Annotated in this window: 13 protein-coding genes; 10 read left to right on the top strand and 3 right to left on the bottom strand. The window is 62.9% G+C overall.

Annotation, left to right across the window (positions count from 1 at the left end):
* Positions 1–4: 4 nt before the first annotated feature.
* The 3 genes from ACWGTI_RS01030 to ACWGTI_RS01020 form a co-directional block, all read right to left on the bottom strand.
* Positions 5–3,208 carry an efflux RND transporter permease subunit gene (locus tag ACWGTI_RS01030; protein ID WP_454585400.1) on the bottom strand — a complete coding sequence of 1,068 codons (3,204 nt, stop codon included), beginning with the start codon at positions 3,206–3,208 and terminating at the stop codon, positions 5–7.
* Positions 3,205–4,311, bottom strand: a complete 1,107-nt coding sequence (locus tag ACWGTI_RS01025; protein WP_454586455.1) for an efflux RND transporter periplasmic adaptor subunit — start codon at positions 4,309–4,311, stop codon at positions 3,205–3,207. Before ACWGTI_RS01025 ends, ACWGTI_RS01030 begins: the two co-directional genes overlap by 4 nt.
* A gap of 174 nt (positions 4,312–4,485) precedes the next feature.
* Positions 4,486–4,719 carry a hypothetical protein gene (locus ACWGTI_RS01020; RefSeq protein WP_454585399.1) on the bottom strand — a complete coding sequence of 78 codons (234 nt, stop codon included), beginning with the start codon at positions 4,717–4,719 and terminating at the stop codon, positions 4,486–4,488.
* A 159-nt stretch (positions 4,720–4,878) separates the two neighbouring features.
* Between ACWGTI_RS01020 and ACWGTI_RS01015 the strand changes: the two genes are divergently transcribed.
* From ACWGTI_RS01015 to nirD, 10 genes are all read left to right on the top strand, one after another.
* Positions 4,879–5,034, top strand: coding sequence for a hypothetical protein (locus ACWGTI_RS01015; RefSeq protein ID WP_454585398.1), 156 nt, complete (start codon positions 4,879–4,881; stop codon positions 5,032–5,034).
* A gap of 225 nt (positions 5,035–5,259) precedes the next feature.
* A complete protein-coding gene (locus ACWGTI_RS01010; RefSeq protein ID WP_454585397.1) occupies positions 5,260–7,254 on the top strand; it encodes an AI-2E family transporter in 1,995 nt (664 codons plus the stop codon).
* A 214-nt stretch (positions 7,255–7,468) separates the two neighbouring features.
* On the top strand, positions 7,469–8,845 hold the full coding sequence (locus ACWGTI_RS01005; protein ID WP_454585396.1) for an aspartate aminotransferase family protein: 1,377 nt from the start codon (positions 7,469–7,471) through the stop codon (positions 8,843–8,845).
* 154 nt (positions 8,846–8,999) lie between these two features.
* The gene (locus ACWGTI_RS01000; protein WP_454585395.1) at positions 9,000–9,602 is read left to right on the top strand and encodes an ANTAR domain-containing response regulator; all 603 of its coding nucleotides are present in this window, start codon (positions 9,000–9,002) and stop codon (positions 9,600–9,602) included.
* Positions 9,603–9,604: 2 nt separating this feature from the next.
* On the top strand, positions 9,605–10,843 hold the full coding sequence (locus ACWGTI_RS00995; protein ID WP_454585394.1) for a CmpA/NrtA family ABC transporter substrate-binding protein: 1,239 nt from the start codon (positions 9,605–9,607) through the stop codon (positions 10,841–10,843).
* Between the two features lie 340 nt (positions 10,844–11,183).
* The gene (locus tag ACWGTI_RS00990) at positions 11,184–12,512 is read left to right on the top strand and encodes a CmpA/NrtA family ABC transporter substrate-binding protein (RefSeq protein WP_454585393.1); all 1,329 of its coding nucleotides are present in this window, start codon (positions 11,184–11,186) and stop codon (positions 12,510–12,512) included.
* A gap of 95 nt (positions 12,513–12,607) precedes the next feature.
* Positions 12,608–13,498 carry a nitrate ABC transporter permease gene (gene ntrB, locus ACWGTI_RS00985; protein WP_454585392.1) on the top strand — a complete coding sequence of 297 codons (891 nt, stop codon included), beginning with the start codon at positions 12,608–12,610 and terminating at the stop codon, positions 13,496–13,498.
* Between the two features lie 10 nt (positions 13,499–13,508).
* The gene (locus ACWGTI_RS00980) at positions 13,509–14,306 is read left to right on the top strand and encodes an ABC transporter ATP-binding protein (protein WP_454585391.1); all 798 of its coding nucleotides are present in this window, start codon (positions 13,509–13,511) and stop codon (positions 14,304–14,306) included.
* Positions 14,307–14,310: 4 nt separating this feature from the next.
* Positions 14,311–16,761, top strand: a complete 2,451-nt coding sequence (gene nirB / locus ACWGTI_RS00975; protein WP_454585390.1) for a nitrite reductase large subunit NirB — start codon at positions 14,311–14,313, stop codon at positions 16,759–16,761.
* The gene (gene nirD / locus ACWGTI_RS00970; RefSeq protein WP_454585389.1) at positions 16,761–17,096 is read left to right on the top strand and encodes a nitrite reductase small subunit NirD; all 336 of its coding nucleotides are present in this window, start codon (positions 16,761–16,763) and stop codon (positions 17,094–17,096) included. Before nirB ends, nirD begins: the two co-directional genes overlap by 1 nt.
* Positions 17,097–17,098 lie beyond the last annotated feature (2 nt).

Here is a 17,098-nt window from a genome sequence, read left to right as displayed (position 1 = left end):
AACCCTACTCGGCGGGCGTCTCCGATGGCGCCTCTGGCGGCGCCGCAGGCTCGGCCTCGGCATGGGGCTTGCGCCGTGAAAACAGCGACCTGACGGTGACGTAGAACACCGGCGTCAGGAACAGGCCGACGAAGGTGACGCCAAGCATGCCGGAGAACACCGCGGTGCCGAGCGACTGGCGCATTTCAGCGCCCGGGCCCGTTGCGATCATCAGCGGCACGACGCCGAGGATGAACGCGAAGGCGGTCATCAGGATCGGCCGCAGCCTGAGCCGGCAGGCTTCGACGGCAGCCTCGGCGGCCGACAGGCCGCGTTCCTGCGCCTGCCGCGCGAATTCGACGATCAGGATCGCGTTCTTGGCGGCAAGCCCGATCAGCACGATGAGGCCGATCTGCACGAGGATGTTGTTGTCCAGCCCTCGGAACCACACGCCGAGCAACGCCGCGAGCACGCCGAGCGGCACCACCAGCACAATGGCGAACGGCAGCACCCAGCTTTCATATTGCGCCGATAGCGCCAGGAACACGAACAGCACCGACAGTCCGAAGATATAGACAGCGGCATTGCCGGTGTTGCGCTCCTGATAGGCGAGCTCGGTCCATTCATAGGAGGTGCCGGCCGGCAGCGTCTCAGCGGTGATCTTTTCCATCGATGCCAGCGCGTCGCCCGTGGAAACGCCGGGCGCGGCGTTGCCCTGCAGCGGCACCGAGACATACATGTTGTAGCGCTGGACCAACGCCGGGCCGGTGACGTCGCGGATCTCGATCAACGTGCCGAGCGGAACCAGCGCCCCGGTCGCCGAGCGCACCTTCAGTTTCAGGATGTCGGCGCGATCGAGGCGGAACGCCTGGTCGGCCTGCGCCCGCACCTGGTAGACGCGCCCGAAAGCGTTGAAGTCATTGACGTAGGCGGTGCCCAGATTGATCGACAGCGTCTCGAAGATGTTGGGGATCGGCACGTTCAGGATGCGCGCCTTGTCGCGATCGATCGCCAGGAAGAATTGCGGGCTCGACGCAGAGAAGGTGGTGAACACACCCGTCAGCCCCGGCGTCTTGTTGGCCTTGCCGGCGATTTCGTAGGCAAGCGCCAGGATCTGCCGCATATCGGCGCTGTTGCGCTCCTGGATCTGCAGCTTGAAGCCGCCGGCATTGCCGACGCCGCGGATCGGCGGAGGCGGCAGTGCGATGATGAAGGCTTCCTTGATGCTTTGCAGGCTGCCGAACAGATTCCCGATGACCTGGGTCGCCGACTGGCCGGCTTTCAATCGCTCGTCAAACGGCCTGAACCTGGCGAAGATCACGCCCGCATTGCTGGCGTTGGTGAAGGTCGCGCCGGAGAAGCCGGCGAAGGCGACGGCATAGTCGACGCCCGGCGTCTTCTGGATGATCTGCGACGCCTGCTGGATGACGGCATCGGTCCTCGACAGCGAGGCGCCGTCCGGCAACTGGATGACGACGATCGCATAGCCCTGGTCGAGCGAGGGAATGAAACCGCGCGGCACTGTCTGCACCATGTAGACCGTGGCGTAGATGAGGGCCGCGAAAACGGCCAGCATGGCGCCGATCGTTATCCACGAGCCGACCAGCACGGCGATGATGCGCGAATACCAATGGGCGAGCCTGTCGAAGCCTCTGTTAAAGCCATCGGCGAGCGCCCGGCCGAACCGCGCCAGGAAAAAGCGCGGCGGCGCCGCTGCGGCGTGGTGTGGCTTGAACAGCAGTGCGGCCAGCGCCGGCGAAAGCGTCAGCGAATTGAATGCCGAGATCGCCGTCGACACCGCGATGGTGATCGCAAACTGCAGGTAGAACTGCCCGGAAATGCCGGGGATGAAGGCTGTCGGTACGAACACGGCTATCAGCACCAGCGAGATCGCGATGACGGCCGTGCCGACTTCGTCCATGGTCAGGTGCGACGCCGGATTGGGCGCCAGCCCCGCGGCGATATTGCGCTCGACGTTTTCGACCACGACGATCGCATCGTCGACGACGATGCCGATCGCCAGAACCAGGCCGAACAGCGTCAGCATGTTGAGCGAGAAGCCGGCGCCGTAAAGCACCGCCAGCGTGCCGATCAGCGACACCGGGATCGCCACGATCGGCACGATCGCCATGCGCCAGGATTGCAGGAAGACGATGATGACGATGATGACCAGCACCATCGCCTCGAGGATCGTCTTGTAGACCTCCTGGATCGACTCGGCGACGAACTCGGTCGGATTGTAGACGATGTCGTAGCTCAACCCCTTCGGGAAGTCGGCTGAAAGCTCCTTCATCTTGTCCTGGATCTCCTCGGCTGCGGCGAGCGCATTGGTGCCCGGCCGCTGGAAGATGGCGAGCGCCACCGCCGGTTTGCCGTTGAGATAGGAGTTGGTGACGTAATCCTTGGCGCCGAGCTCGATGCGCGCCACGTCCTGCAGCGAGATCAGGCGGCCGTCCTCGGTCGATTTGACGATCACGTATCGGAAGTCGCGTGCGTCGTCGAAGCGGCCTTGCGTGGTGACCGTGTACTGGAACGCCGCGCCGGTGTTGGTCGGCGGCGCGCCGATCGAGCCGCCCGACACCTGCACGTTCTGGTCGCGCAGCGCCTGCACCACATCGCCAGAGGTCATCCCCAGGGCAGACAGTTTTTCCGGATCGAGCCAGATGCGCAGCGAATATTCGCGTTCGCCGAAGATGATGAGGTCGCCGACGCCGTCCAGCCTGAGCAGTATGTCGCGTACACGCGAGCGGGCGTAGTTCGAGACGTAGAGCTGGTCGTATGTATTGTCGGGCGACAGCATGTGCACGACCATCATCAGGTCGGGCGAGCTCTTGGTGGTGGTGATGCCGAGGCGGCGGACTTCTTCGGGCAGGCGCGGCTCGGCGACCGACACGCGGTTCTGCACCAGCACCTGCGCCTGGTCGAGGTCGGTGCCCAGCTTGAAGGTGATGGTCAGCGCCATCGCCCCGTCGCCCGACGAATAGGACGACATGTAGAGCATGCCCTCGACGCCGTTGATTTCCTGCTCGATCGGCGTTGCCACCGTGGCTGCGACCGTCTCGGCGTCGGCGCCCGGATACTGCGCGCGAACGACGATGGTCGGTGGCGCTATCTCGGGATATTGCGCGACCGGCAACTGGGTATAGGCAATCCCGCCGAGGATCAGCAGGACGATCGAAACGACCGATGCGAAGATCGGACGGTCGACGAAGAAATGGGCGAACCTCATTGCTGCAACCCGGCGGTCTCGACCTTGGGCGGCAACGTCACCATCTCGACCTTCACCTTGGTGCCTGGCCTGGCGTGCATCAGCCCGTTGACGATGATCGTCTCGTCGCCGGTCAGGCCCGCGCGGATCACCCGGTAGCCGTCGAGAAGCGGGCCGGTGCGCACGGGCTTCGCCGACACCATCCCGGCCTCATCCACCAGGAACACGATGCGGCGATCCTGATCGGCGCCGATCGCCTCGTCGGGCACCAGCACGCCGCTATGCGGCAGCGACCCCGGCACGTTGATGCGCCCGAACATGCCTGGCTGGAGAATGCCGTCGGCGTTGGGAAACGTTGCCCGCACCCGCAAGGTACCGGTCGCGTTGTCGATCCGGTTTTCGGCAAAATCGAGCTTGCCCTTGAATGCCGCCTCCTGGCGGTCGGCAACTCGAACCACCACATCGAGCCCGCCGGCGCCTTCCTGCATCGAGCCGCCGCGCTCCTTCGCGTCGCGGGCGTAGCTGAAATACAGGCGCTCATCGACGTCGAAATAGAAGTTGATCGGATCGCGTGTGACGATGGTCGTCAGCAAGGTGGAATCCGGCTGCACGAGGTTGCCGACCGATACCAGCCGGCGGTCGATGCGGCCGGACAAGGGCGCCTTGATCTCCGTGAACTCCATGTTCAGGCTGGCCGTCGTCAGCGCAGCCGTCGCGCCCTGCATCTGCGCCTGCGCCGAAAGATATTCCCGCCGGCGGTCGTCGACCGTCGCGGTTGAGATATTGCCGGTCTTGGCCAGTTCGTCGGCGCGATCGAGCTGCATCTTGGAGAATTCGAGAAGACTCTTGGCGACGTCCACTTGCGATTTGGCGGCATCATAAGCCGCCTGGTACGGACGCTGATCGATGGTGAAGAGCAGGTCGCCCTTGTTGACCAGTGCGCCGTCCTGGAAGCTGACCTTGTCCAGATAGCCGCTGACGCGCGAGCGGATGGCGACCTGGTCGACGGCGTCGAAGCGCCCGACGAACTCATCGTCTTCGACGATTTCACGAACCACCGGCTTGGCCGCCGTCACCACGGGCAGCTGCTGGTCTTGCGCAAATGCAGTGCTGCTGAAAGCCATGCCGAAGAGGAATGCCGCCGACACGGCGGCGCGGGAAAGCCAGCCGGCCGATCGACGGGGTCGCCCGCCAGCGTCGCGGTGCAACTGCCTATTGCCTGGGGTGTCCATTTGCGTCCTCACTCGCTGGACCCGGAGGTCGGTTGATCCGCTTTTACGTTCAGGCTGTCGTCGAGATCAGAGCACTGCAGTATTGTGCATAGCAACATGATCATTTTCCATGTGAGCTGAAATGTCCACCCTCTGGTTGCCCGTCACCCGCCACTGGCCTTCTTCGAACGTCAAAGCTGCCATTCCGCTGTACATCATCTCTTTGACTGCGGCGACGCAACCAGCTTTCGGTCTCCGCATTTGTCCAGCCGGATGCGATTTGAGCCAGGACATGAAGGCATGAGATTCGAGCATGAGCACTTTCAGGGTTCTCCTGCCGCCTAGAAGGCGGCCCAGTCGGCAAGACAGACCGCCCCGAGACGAATGACGAGTCCATTGGCGAGGGGCAAAATAGTTCCGCCCGCAAACCTTGGAACAATCTTGCAGCCATACGGTTTCTACCGTCGAAGGAGACACTCCATGTTTAGATTCCTTATCCGCCTCGGCGCGATTTATGCGGCATTCCAGATCGGAAGAGAGTTCGGCCGCAAGGAGACCGAAGTCATGCTCTTGCCGCCCGTTGACTATGAGCGGCGCCCGACATTGAGAAACGAAGCTGAGTTCGGAGAGCTTTAGGACCGCTCCTCGGGGTGGCTGCGGTGGTCGTGAAAAGCCGCAGTTGCATTGGGCCGGCGGTGACGCAGACAATAGGGTGAGGTTGGGAGGGTCCCGGTCTCGGTTGAGAGAGGCGAACTCGTCAGATATCGAGAGGCAAAAGTGCAAAACTCATGTATGCGCTACTCCTAACATTGCGCGCCGGGCGGATGGGTCTAATCATGTACGGCAACGCGGGGGAATGCGGTGGTTGCCAATCGTCGAAACGACATCCCATCGTCTGAGCGAGGGCTAGGACGCATTCTTGCGGCCGGGACTGCCCATCCGCGCACGGCTCTGCCCACCGTCGCAACTGTCGTCACGACGGTTGCTGCGCTGTATTTCGGTCGCGAGGTTTTTCTCCCGATTGCAATCGCATTGCTCTTGACCTTTGCGCTGGCGCCGGTTGTTGCCGGGCTGAAACGCGCCGGCCTGCCTCGGCTGCCCGCAGTTCTTCTCAGCGTAATTGGCGCGTTCGCGGCTCTGGGCCTGTTCAGCTTCATTGTTGCGACGCAGGTGAGCGAGCTTGCCCAGAACATTTCGGCCTACCAGGCTAATATTCTGACCAAAGTCCGTTCGCTCAAGGAAACGGGCGTCGGTGGCGGCATCATTGCAAGGCTGAGCGGCGTGATCGAGCGTGTCGGTCAAGAGATTGATAAGCAGGAGGTGCCGCCGCCCGTAACCGACAAGCCCCGGCGCGAGCCGGTTCCGGTCGAGATCGTGGCGCGCGAGCGACCTCTCGAGGTCTTGCAGAACATCATAGGACCATTGATCAGCCCGCTGGCCTCGGCGGGCCTGATCATCATCGTGGTCATCTTCATGTTGCTTGAGCGGGAGGATCTGCGCGACAGGTTCATTCGCCTGGTCGGTTACGGAGATCTCCACCGCACGACAGAAGCATTGCAGGACGCCGGCAAGCGGGTCGGTCGCTATCTGCTCATGCAGATGGTGGTCAACATTGTCTACGCAATCCCCATTGCGATCGGGCTTTGGGTGCTCGGCATTCCCAACGCGCTGCTGTGGGGATTGCTGGCACTGGCGCTTCGCTTCGTTCCCTATATCGGCCCCGTGATAGGCGCGCTGCTGCCATTGTTCCTCGCCTTGGCCGTGGCACCCGGCTGGTCGCTCGTGCTGTGGACAGCTGCACTGTTCATCGTGATGGAACTGGTAACCGGCAATGTCGTCGAACCGTGGCTCTACGGTTCGCGCACGGGACTTTCCCCTTTGGCTATCATCGTTGCTGCGATCTTCTGGACATGGCTGTGGGGGCCGCTCGGCCTGGTCCTCTCGACGCCGCTGACGGTTTGTCTCGTCGTCCTCGGGCGACACGTTCCGCAGTTCGAATTTCTCGACGTCCTGTTTGGCAACGAGCCTGTGCTCGAACCTCACGCCCGGCTATATCAGCGTCTCCTGGCCGGCGATCCCGACGAAGCCACCGACCATGCCGAGGAGATCCTCGAGGAGGAGTATCTGATCGATTTCTACGACAAGGTCGCCATTCCCGCACTCCTGTTGGGCGAGCAGGACCGTATGCGTGGCGTAATGGGCGATCAGCAGCAGAGGCAGGTGGCGGCGAGCGCGCAGATCCTCGTCGCAAATCTCGCCGACGATGCACTGGAAGAGGCAAGCGAGGAAGATGAGCCTGCAGCCACCGCGGAAGGGAGCGTAAACAAGGAACTGGATGGCGTCGAAGCGGACGAGATCGAGCTTCCCGATGGCAAGGACATGTCGGTGCTTTGTGCCGGCGGTCGCGGGGAACTCGATGATGCCGCTGCTGCCATGCTGGCTCAGGTGCTGGAGGTGCAAGGTGCAACAGTGGCGAAGGCGAGTTTCGTCGATATGGAGCCGGCAGCTATTCGTCGTCTCGAGCTCGAAACCATCGACACCGTCGTGGTCGGCTTCCTGAACCGGGACTCCCTCATGCATGCACGCTTTCTGGTCCGCCGACTGAAACGCGCCAAGGCAGGATTGAGAATTGGGATTGTGTTCTGGTCGGACGCGGACGCAGGCGATCAAGAAGGGCAAGCTCTGGCCGCCGATATTAGCGCCGATTTTGTAGCAAACGGCATGGTCAACGCTGTGCTTGGTGCGCTCTCTCCAGCGCCGGCCGTTCCTCTCAAAGTCGTCTCGAAACGGCGCGATCGACGCCGTCCGGCCCCTCGAAAACGAGCCACGGCTCAGGCGACCGCTGCAACGGCCTAGCTACGAATTCATGTGTCAGGATGCTGCGCCGGCGCTGGAATGTCAGGCTCTGTCGGGGGCCAATGATGCGCGGCTCGCGATCGTGCTGAGGTCCCGCAACCAAATATCAAAAGGCCTGCCTTGTGCGGGCCGTCTTGGTTTGTGATCATGCGAAAGGGAAGCTGCCAGCCCGGCAGGAGACAGTTCCCCGTGAACCCCGTAGACAGGAGCCGTCGTGGACGCCAGACTCAATTCCCCCGAGGCACGTGACAGCCGGTACCACCTGCATGGCTATACCAACGCCCGCAAACATCAGGAGTCGGGTCCGCTCATCATCGAAAAGGGCGATGGCATCTATGTCGAGGACCTGGCCGGCAATCGATACATTGAAGCGATGGCGGGCTTGTGGAGCGTAGCCGTCGGATTCTCGGAAAAGCGGCTGGTCGACGCCGCCACGCGTCAGATGTCAAAGCTGCCCTACTATCACGACTTCGGTTCGAAATCGCATTCGCCGCTTGTCGACCTGGCCGAGAAGCTGGTTCAGATGGCGCCGGTTGCGATGAGCAAGGCGTATTTCACCAATTCGGGCTCCGAGGCCAACGACACGGCGATGAAGATGATCTGGTACCGGTCGAATGCGCTCGGCCAGCCACTTCGCAAGAAGATCATCAGCCGCAAACGCGGCTATCACGGCGTGACGATTGCCTCGGCCAGCCTGACCGGGCTGCCCAACAACCATCTTTCATTCGATTTGCCGATCGCCAACGTGCTCCATACATCGGCTCCGCATTACTGGCGTGATGCCAAGCCGGGTGAAGGCGAAGAACAGTTCTCGAGCCGTCTTGCCGATGATCTGGAGACGCTGATCCTCGCCGAGGGACCCGAGACCATCGCCGCCTTTTTCGGCGAGCCGATCATGGGCGCGGGCGGGGTCATCGTTCCTCCGGCAGGCTATTGGGAGAAGGTCCAGGCGGTGCTGTCGAAATACGACATCCTGCTCGTCGCCGACGAGGTCATCTGCGGCTTTGGCCGGACAGGCGAGATGTTCGGCTCGCAGACTTTCGGCATCAAGCCCGACATTATGGTGCTGTCCAAGCAGATCTCTTCGTCTTACCTGCCGATATCTGCGCTGCTCATCAATGAGAAGATGTTCGAGCCAATCGCGGACGAAAGCGACCGCATCGGTACGTTCGGGCATGGCTTCACGGGCGGCGGCCACCCCGTCGCCGCAGCCGTGGCACTGGAGAATCTCAAGCTGATCGAGGAGCGCGACCTTGTCGGCAACGCGCGTACGGTCGGTGCGCACATGCAGGCACGGTTGCGCAAGCTCGCATCGCATCCGCTCGTCGGAGAGGTGCGTGGTGTGGGTCTGATCGCCGCCGTCGAACTGGTCGCGGACCGGACCAGCAAGGCGCCGTGGGGGAAGCCCGCCGCGCTTGGTGGACTGGTCAACGGGTTCCTCCAGCAGAACGGGGTGATCTCGCGCAACATGAGCGATGCGATTGCCTTCTGCCCGCCGCTCATCATTACCGAGGCCCAGGTCGATACGCTGATCGATGCTTTCGAGCGATCGCTCGCCGCCGCTATGCCGTACGTTAGGCCGCCGGACTGAAACAAGGTCTGTGATTGCAGGCGTGTCTTGATGTGCCCACCATCGTCATCGAGCGACGTGCGGGCAGAAGAAGTAATCCTGCCCGTGTGGTTTGGTCCAACTGTCCGAACCATGCCGCATTGCACAATTTTTCTACTTAAGCAGAATGCCACGCATGATCCGCGCTCCACTCGCCGTCCTGGTGATCGATGAGAACCGCATCCGTGCCTCGATCATCGAGGCCGGCTTGCGTGAGGCCGGGCATGAGCGGGTGACAGTTATCCATGATGTGACCGGTATCGCACGCCGCATTGCCGAGATCGAGCCGGATGTCATCGTTATCGATCTCGAAAATCCGAACCGCGACATGCTGGAAAGCATGTTCCAGCTTTCACGCGCCGTGAAGCGGCCGATCGCCATGTTCGTCGACCGCTCCGACCAGGCCTCGATCGAGGCGGCGGTCGATGCAGGCGTGTCGGCCTATGTCGTCGACGGTCTTAGGCAGGAGCGCGTCAAGCCGATCCTCGACATGGCGGTCAGCCGTTTCAACGCTTTCTCGCGCATGGCGCGCGAACTGGAAGAGGTTCGCGGCGAACTCGAGAGCCGCAAGGTGATCGATCGCGCCAAAGGCATATTGATGAAATCGCGCGGCCTGACCGAAGAGGCCGCCTACACGCTGCTGCGCAAGACGGCGATGAACCAGAACCGCAAGATCAGCGACATCGCCCAGAGCCTGGTGACCGCCGCGGGTCTGCTGGGACCGATGGGGGACGAATGAGCATGACTGCTGCGCATCAGATCACCGCCGGGTTCATGCCGCTTTTCGACAGCGCCGTGCTGGTCGCTGCCCGCGAGTTGGGTTTCGCCGCCCGCGAAGGGGTGGAACTCAAGCTGCAGCGCGAGACATCCTGGGCCAACATCCGCGACCGCATCGCCATTGGCCATTTCGACGTTGCCCATATGCTGGGGCCGATGCCGCTTGCCTGCAGCCTTGGCCTGACGCCGCTCGCCTCCGACACCGTCGTGCCGTTCTCCTTGGGCCTTGGCGGCAACTGCGTCACCGTCTCCAACGCGGTCTGGGGCGGCATGGCAGCACATGGCGCCGAGCCGGATCTCGACCCGGCGCGCGCCGGAGCAGCACTTGGCGCATTTATCCGCGTGCGGGCAGCAACCGGCCGAGAGCCGCTGCGCTTTGCCGTCGTGCACCCGCATTCCGGGCACAATTACGAACTGCGCTACTGGCTTGCCGCCTGCGGCATCGATCCGCAGCGCCAGATCGAGATCGTCATCGTGCCGCCACCCTTCATGGCCGACGCCCTGGCCACTGGGCGCATCGACGGCTATTGCGTCGGCGAACCCTGGAACAGCGCCGCGGTCGCCGCCGGCACCGGCCATATCGTTACCGTCAAGGCGCTGCTGTGGAAGAACAGCCCAGAGAAGGTGATCGGCGCGCGCCAGGCCTGGGCCGAGGAAAATCCGCAGGCGCTGGCGGCGCTTCTGAGAGCGCTGCATCATTCCGCCCGCTGGTGTCAGGATGCGGCAAACCGAGCGGATCTGGCCTCGTTGATGGCGGAGCCTCGCTTCCTCGGCCAACCGTCGGCGATCCAGATGCCTGTCCTCACCGGACATCTCCAGCTTGGCGGCGGCGCGGAGCGGACGGTCGAGGATTTCTTCGTGCCGTTCGACAAGGCGGCGAACTTTCCGTGGAAGAGCCATGCGCTGTGGTTCTACACGCAGATGGTGCGCTGGGGCGACATCGCGCACACTCCGGAAAACCTCGCCATCGCCAGCAATTGCTACCGGCCCGACCTCTACCGCGCGGCGTTGAAGCCGCTTGGCGTGGCGCTGCCCGGCGCCAACGCCAAGGTCGAGGGCGCGCTGAAGACGTCAACGCCGGTCGGCTCGGCGGGGGCGAGCTTGGTGCTCGGCCCGGACGGCTTCTTCGACGGCCAGATCTTCGATCCCGATAAGATCGACGCCTACATTGCCAGCCAGAAATCGGGCCTGCTCCGGGCCTGATCATTTTCACGCCATTCTTGTGCATTGCACAAAAAATGTGCGTGCAAATTCTCTAGTGAACAATCTTTGGCCTCCCAGTCCTATGAGCCGGCGTGATGGGAATCGCTTCGAATTGCTGATTTCATTGGTGTTTTGTCACTTGTTCAAAACTGGCACGGTTCCTGCTTTGAAATAATCAGCCCTCACGGGTCACGGAACAGGCGTCCAATGGCGGGCGCCAAAAGGCAAAGCTGCCGCTCAGGTCTACACGCGATCCCGGATGTACGGACGCGAGGCCTGGACGGCAGCTTTTTTGTTTTGGGCCAATCGACGGCGCCCTCGCTTTCAACCGGAGACGACGATGAAGAAGACGATGAAGCAATGGATTGGGACGGGCACGTCGCTCAAGGATGTGACGCGTCGCGATTTTCTTGTCAGCAGTGCTATGACCGCCGGCCTGTTCATGGCGGCTCGCAAGCTCTTCCCCTCGGGCGCCTATGCCGCCACCGCTGCTCCGGAAGTCACCGGCGCCAAGCTCGGCTTCATCGCGCTGACCGATGCGGCACCTCTGATAATTGCCAAGGAGAAGGGGCTGTTCGCCAAACACGGCATGCCCGATGTCGAGGTGCTCAAGCAGGCCTCCTGGGGCGCGACGCGTGACAATCTGATGCTCGGCGGCGAAGCCAACGGCATCGACGGAGCCCACATCCTGACGCCGCTGCCTTACCTGATGCACACCGGCAAGGTGACGCAGAACAACCAGCCTATGCCGATGGCGATCGTGGCGCGGCTCAATTACGACTGCCAGGGCATTTCGGTGGCCCAGGAATATGCCGCCACCGGAGTCGGCCTTGATGCTTCCAAGCTGAAGGATGCCTTCGCCGCCAAGAAGGCGGCCGGCAAGGAGGTCAAGGCCGCCATGACCTTCCCCGGTGGCACTCACGATCTGTGGCTGCGCTACTGGCTGGCTGCCGGCGGCATCGATCCCGATAAGGACGTCTCGACCATCGTCGTGCCGCCGCCGCAGATGGTCGCCAACATGAAGGTCGGCAACATGGACGTCTTCTGCGTCGGTGAGCCATGGAACGAACAGCTCGTCCACCAAGGCGTCGGTTTCACTGCCGCCACCACGGGCGAGTTGTGGAAAGGCCATCCGGAAAAGGCGCTCGGCCTGCGCGCCGAATTCATCGACAAATACCCGAACGCAACCAAGGCGATCGTGATGGCCGTCATGGAGGCCCAGCAATGGTGCGAGGCCAGCGAGAACAAGGACGAGATGGCCGCCATCATCGGCAAGCGGCAGTGGATGAACGTGCCCGTCGCCGACATTATCGGCCGCCTCAAGGGCGACATCAACTACGGCAACGGCCGTGTCGCCACCGCCACCGATCTCTACATGAAATTCTGGAAGGGCGGCGTCTCCTATCCCTACAAGAGCCACGACAGCTGGTTCCTCGCCGAAAACATCCGTTGGGGAAAATTCGCGCCGACAACCGACATCAAGGCGCTGGTCGATCAGGTCAACCGCGAGGATATTTGGCGCGAGGCGGCCAGGGACCTCGGCGTCGCAGCGGCCGATATTCCGGCGTCGTCGTCGCGTGGTGTCGAGACCTTCTTCGACGGCAAGATCTTCGATCCGACCAATCCGTCCGCCTATCTCGACAGCCTGAAGATCAAGGCGTTGGCCTAGGCCGGCGCAAACGGCGCAAGCCGTTTGTCGCCCCCAAGCGGCAACGGCGCCTTCGCGCCGTTGCCGCTCGCAGCACCCAAGGAGCTTTCCCAGACATGTCGATCCAGACTATCGAGGACACCAAGTTGAAGGCGTTTCCCGCCAAACCGGCCGCGGTGATCGCTTTCACCGCCAAGGCGCGGCGCCGCTTCGACCCGATCGCCATTGCCGGGAGATTGGCCACCGCCCTGGTGCCGCCGGTCATCGTCATCGCATTCATCCTGGTCGTCTGGCAGATCGCCTGCTCGTCGCCCACCGCAAGCCTGCCGCCGCCCAGCCAGGTCTGGAACGAGGCCTATGATCTGATAGCCCATCCGTTCTTCAACAACGGCCCGCAGGATATCGGGCTGGCGTGGCGGGTGCTGATCTCGCTGCAGCGCGTCGCCATCGGCTTTGGCCTGGCCGCGGTCGTCGGCGTCGCGCTCGGCGCGCTGGTCGGCCAGTCGATCTGGGCGATGCGTGGCCTCGACCCGGTGTTCCAGATCCTGCGCACCGTACCGCCGCTGGCGTGGCTGCCGCTGTCGCTGGCTGCATTCCGCGATTCCAGCCCGTCGGCGCTGTTCGTCATCTTCATCACCTCGATCTGGCCGATCATCATCAACACCGCCGTCGGTGTGCGCAACATCCCGCAGGATTACCGCAACGTCTCGCGCATCCTGCGGCTCAACCAGTTCGAATTCTTCGTCAAGATCATGGTGCCGGCGGCCGCACCTTACATCTTCACCGGCCTGAGGATCGGCATTGGTCTGTCCTGGCTCGCCATCGTCGCCGCCGAAATGCTGACCGGCGGCGTCGGCATCGGCTTCTTCATCTGGGACGCCTGGAACTCATCGCGGCTGCCCGACATCATAGTCGCGCTCGCCTATATCGGCGTCACCGGCTTCTGTCTCGACCGCCTGGTCGCGGCGGTCGGCGCCTTCGTCACCCGCGGCACAACGGCAAAGTGAGGAGAGGGTGATGAAAGCCTATCTGAAGCTCGACCATATCGACAAATCCTTTGCCCGCGGGAGCCAGGTCAGCGAGGTGCTGAAGGACATCAGGCTGACCATCGACAAGGGCGAATTTGTCTCGATCATCGGTCATTCCGGCTGCGGCAAGTCGACCTTGCTCAACCTCATCGCCGGGCTGACCAAAGTTTCCGCCGGTGCCGTCCTGCTCGAAGACAAGGAGGTCGACAGCCCCGGACCCGAACGCGCCGTGGTGTTCCAGAACCACAGCCTGCTGCCGTGGCTGACCGTCTACGAAAACATCAGTCTGGCGGTATCGAAAGTCTTCGGTCGTTCGAAGAGCAAGGCCGAGCGGCATGACTGGATCATGCGCAATCTCGATCTCGTGCAGATGGCACATGCCAGGGACAAGCGGCCGGCTGAAATATCGGGCGGCATGAAGCAACGCGTCGGGATCGCCAGGGCACTGGCCATGGAGCCAAAAATCCTGCTGCTCGACGAGCCCTTCGGTGCGCTCGACGCGCTGACGCGCGCCCATCTGCAGGACGCGGTGATGGACATCCATTCCAGGCTTGGCTCGACGACGATCATGATCACCCACGATGTCGACGAGGCGGTGCTGTTGTCGGACCGCATCGTCATGATGACCAACGGCCCGGCGGCGACCATCGGCGAGGTTCTGCCGGTGCCGTTGGCGCGCCCGCGCCGACGCGTCGAACTCTCTTCCGACCGGACCTTCCTGCGCTGCCGCGAGGCGGTGCTGAAGTTCCTCTACGAACGCCACCGCTTCGTCGAAGCCGCGGAGTAACGTCATGAGCGAAAGACTCGTCATCATCGGCAACGGCATGGCCCCCGGGCGCATGCTGGAGCACCTTTTCGAGCAAGCGCCCGGGCGCTACCAGGTCACCATCTTCAACGCCGAGCCGCGGGTGAACTACGACCGCATCATGCTGTCGCCGGTGCTGTCGGGCGAAAAGGCATTTGAGGAAATCATCATCCACGGCGACGGCTGGTACATCGCCAACGGCATCACCCTCTACAAGGGTCACAAGATCATCGCCATCGACCGGGCGTCGAAGACCGTTACGTCCGATCACGGCGTCACCGAGCCCTACGACAAGCTCGTCATCGCCACCGGCTCGGTGCCGTTCATCATTCCGGTGCCCGGCCATGATCTGCCGGGTGTGCTGACCTATCGCGACCTCGACGACGTGCAGGCGATGATGCTTGCCGCGCAGTCGCGGGCCAAGGCCGTGGTCATCGGTGGCGGCCTGCTCGGGCTCGAGGCGGCGGCCGGCCTCAACGCCCAAGGCATGGACGTCACCGTGCTGCATGTCATGCCGACGCTGATGGAGCGCCAGCTCGATCCGGCAGCCGGTTATCTCCTGCAGCGCGCCGTCGAGGAGCGCGGCATCAAGGTCATCACCAAGGCCAACACCCAGGCGATCACCGGCAACGGCAAGGTCGGCCAAGTGGAACTGGCCGACGGCACCGTCATTCCGGCAACGCTGGTGGTCATGGCGGTCGGCATCAGGCCGAATTCTGCGTTGGCGAAACAGGCCGGCATCGCCGTCAATCGCGGCATCGTCGTCGACGCTGGCATGCGCAGCAACGACCCCGATATCTACGCGCTCGGTGAATGCGCCGAGGTCAACGGCCAGGTCTATGGGCTGGTAGCACCCCTCTACGAGATGGCGCGCGTTGCCGCGAGCCAGCTTGCAGGCAACGAGGCGGCGGCCTTCGTCCATATGGACACGCCGACCAAGCTCAAGGTCACCGGCATTGACCTGTTTTCGCTCGGCGACTTTGCCGAAGGCGAGGATCGCCAGGAGATCGTGTTGCGCGACGCTTCGGCCGGCGTCTACAAGCGCTTGGTGCTCAAGGACGACCGCATCATCGGCACCGTGCTCTATGGCGAGACGGCAGACGGCGCCTGGTTCAATGATCTCAAAAAGAAGCAGACCGATATTTCGGAGATGCGCGACACGCTGATCTTCGGCCAGTCCTACCAGGGGGGTGCCCCGCTGGACCCTATGGCGGCCGTTGCAGCCTTGCCGGATGATGCGGAAATCTGCGGCTGCAACGGCGTGTGCAAGGGCAAGATCACCGACGCGATTTCAGGCAAAGGCCTGACTTCGCTCGATGATGTGCGCGCCCACACCAAGGCGTCGGCCTCCTGCGGCTCCTGCACCGGGCTGGTCGAGAAGCTGATGGTGCTGACCATTGGCGACAAATACAACCCGGCCGCCGTACAGCCGATGTGCGGCTGCACAACGCTCGGCCATGACGAGGTTCGGCGGCTGATCATCGCCAAGAGCCTGAAGACCATTCCGGCCGTCATGCAGGAGCTGGAATGGACGACCTCCTGCGGCTGCGCCAAATGCCGGCCGGCTCTCAACTACTATCTCGTCTGCGACTGGCCGGATGATTACGCCGACGACTATCAGTCGCGCTTCATCAACGAGCGCGTCCACGCCAACATCCAGAAGGACGGCACCTATTCGGTGGTGCCCCGCATGTGGGGCGGCGTGACAAACGCCGCGGAACTGCGCGCCATTGCCGATGTCGTCGACAAGTTCGAGATCCCCATGGTCAAGGTCACGGGCGGCCAGCGCATCGATATGCTGGGTATCCGCAAGGAGGACCTGCCGGCGGTGTGGGCCGATCTCGGTCAGGCGGGCTTCGTCTCCGGCCATGCCTATGCCAAGGGGTTGCGCACGGTGAAGACCTGCGTCGGCTCCGACTGGTGCCGCTTCGGCACGCAGGATTCGACGGGACTCGGCATCCGCATCGAGAAATTCATGTGGGGCTCGTGGACGCCGGCCAAGGTCAAGATGGCGGTGTCGGGGTGCCCGAGGAATTGCGCCGAGGCGACCTGCAAGGATGTCGGCATCATCTGCGTCGACAGTGGCTACGAGATTCACTTCGCCGGTGCGGCCGGCCTCGACATCAAGGGCACCGAGGTGCTCGGCCTTGTGAAGACAGAAGACGAGGCGCTGGAGCATATCGTGGCGCTGACGCAGATGTATCGCGAGCAGGGCCGCTATCTCGAGCGCATCTACAAATGGGCAAAGCGCATCGGCATTCCCGAGATCAAGCGCCAGATCATGGACGATGGCGAGAAGCGCAAGGCCTATTACGAGCGCTTCGTCTTCAGCCAGAAATTCGCCCAGGTCGACCCGTGGTCGGAGCGCGTCTCCGGAAAGGACAAGCACGAGTTCAGGCCGATGGCCTCGGTCGGGTTTGCGCAGGCGGCGGAGTGATGGAGATGAACTGGATTGCAATCGGCGCCATGTCCGACATCCCTCGCCGTGGCGCGCGTTGCGTCGACACGCCGGAAGGCAAGATCGCCGTCTTCCGCACGGCGGACGATCAGGTTTATGCCATCGACGACCATTGCCCGCACAAGGGGGGGCCGCTCAGCCAGGGCATCGTCCATGGCGCGGCGGTGACCTGTCCCCTGCACAATTGGGTGATCTCGCTGGAGACGGGCAGGGCGCTCGGCGCCGATGAGGGCGCGGTGCGCACCATTCCCGTCAGGATTGAGGGCGAGCGTCTGTTCATCGCGCTCGAAGCGCTTGCCAGCCGCGCGGCCTGAAA

The organism is Mesorhizobium sp. ArgA1, assembly GCF_053714375.1.
This window is presented reverse-complemented; position numbering and strand designations above follow the sequence as displayed.

Excerpts from the sequence above, each read along its gene's own strand:
- ACWGTI_RS01030 (WP_454585400.1), bottom strand. The coding sequence starts at position 3,208 with ATGAGGTTCGCCCATTTCTTCGTCGACCGTCCGATCTTCGCATCGGTC.
- ACWGTI_RS01025 (WP_454586455.1), bottom strand. The coding sequence starts at position 4,311 with ATGGCTTTCAGCAGCACTGCATTTGCGCAAGACCAGCAGCTGCCCGTG.
- ACWGTI_RS01015 (WP_454585398.1), top strand. The coding sequence starts at position 4,879 with ATGTTTAGATTCCTTATCCGCCTCGGCGCGATTTATGCGGCATTCCAG.
- ACWGTI_RS01000 (WP_454585395.1), top strand. The coding sequence starts at position 9,000 with ATGATCCGCGCTCCACTCGCCGTCCTGGTGATCGATGAGAACCGCATC.
- ACWGTI_RS00995 (WP_454585394.1), top strand. The coding sequence starts at position 9,605 with ATGACTGCTGCGCATCAGATCACCGCCGGGTTCATGCCGCTTTTCGAC.
- ACWGTI_RS00990 (WP_454585393.1), top strand. The coding sequence starts at position 11,184 with ATGAAGAAGACGATGAAGCAATGGATTGGGACGGGCACGTCGCTCAAG.
- ntrB (WP_454585392.1), top strand. The coding sequence starts at position 12,608 with ATGTCGATCCAGACTATCGAGGACACCAAGTTGAAGGCGTTTCCCGCC.
- ACWGTI_RS00980 (WP_454585391.1), top strand. The coding sequence starts at position 13,509 with ATGAAAGCCTATCTGAAGCTCGACCATATCGACAAATCCTTTGCCCGC.
- nirB (WP_454585390.1), top strand. The coding sequence starts at position 14,311 with ATGAGCGAAAGACTCGTCATCATCGGCAACGGCATGGCCCCCGGGCGC.
- nirD (WP_454585389.1), top strand. The coding sequence starts at position 16,761 with ATGGAGATGAACTGGATTGCAATCGGCGCCATGTCCGACATCCCTCGC.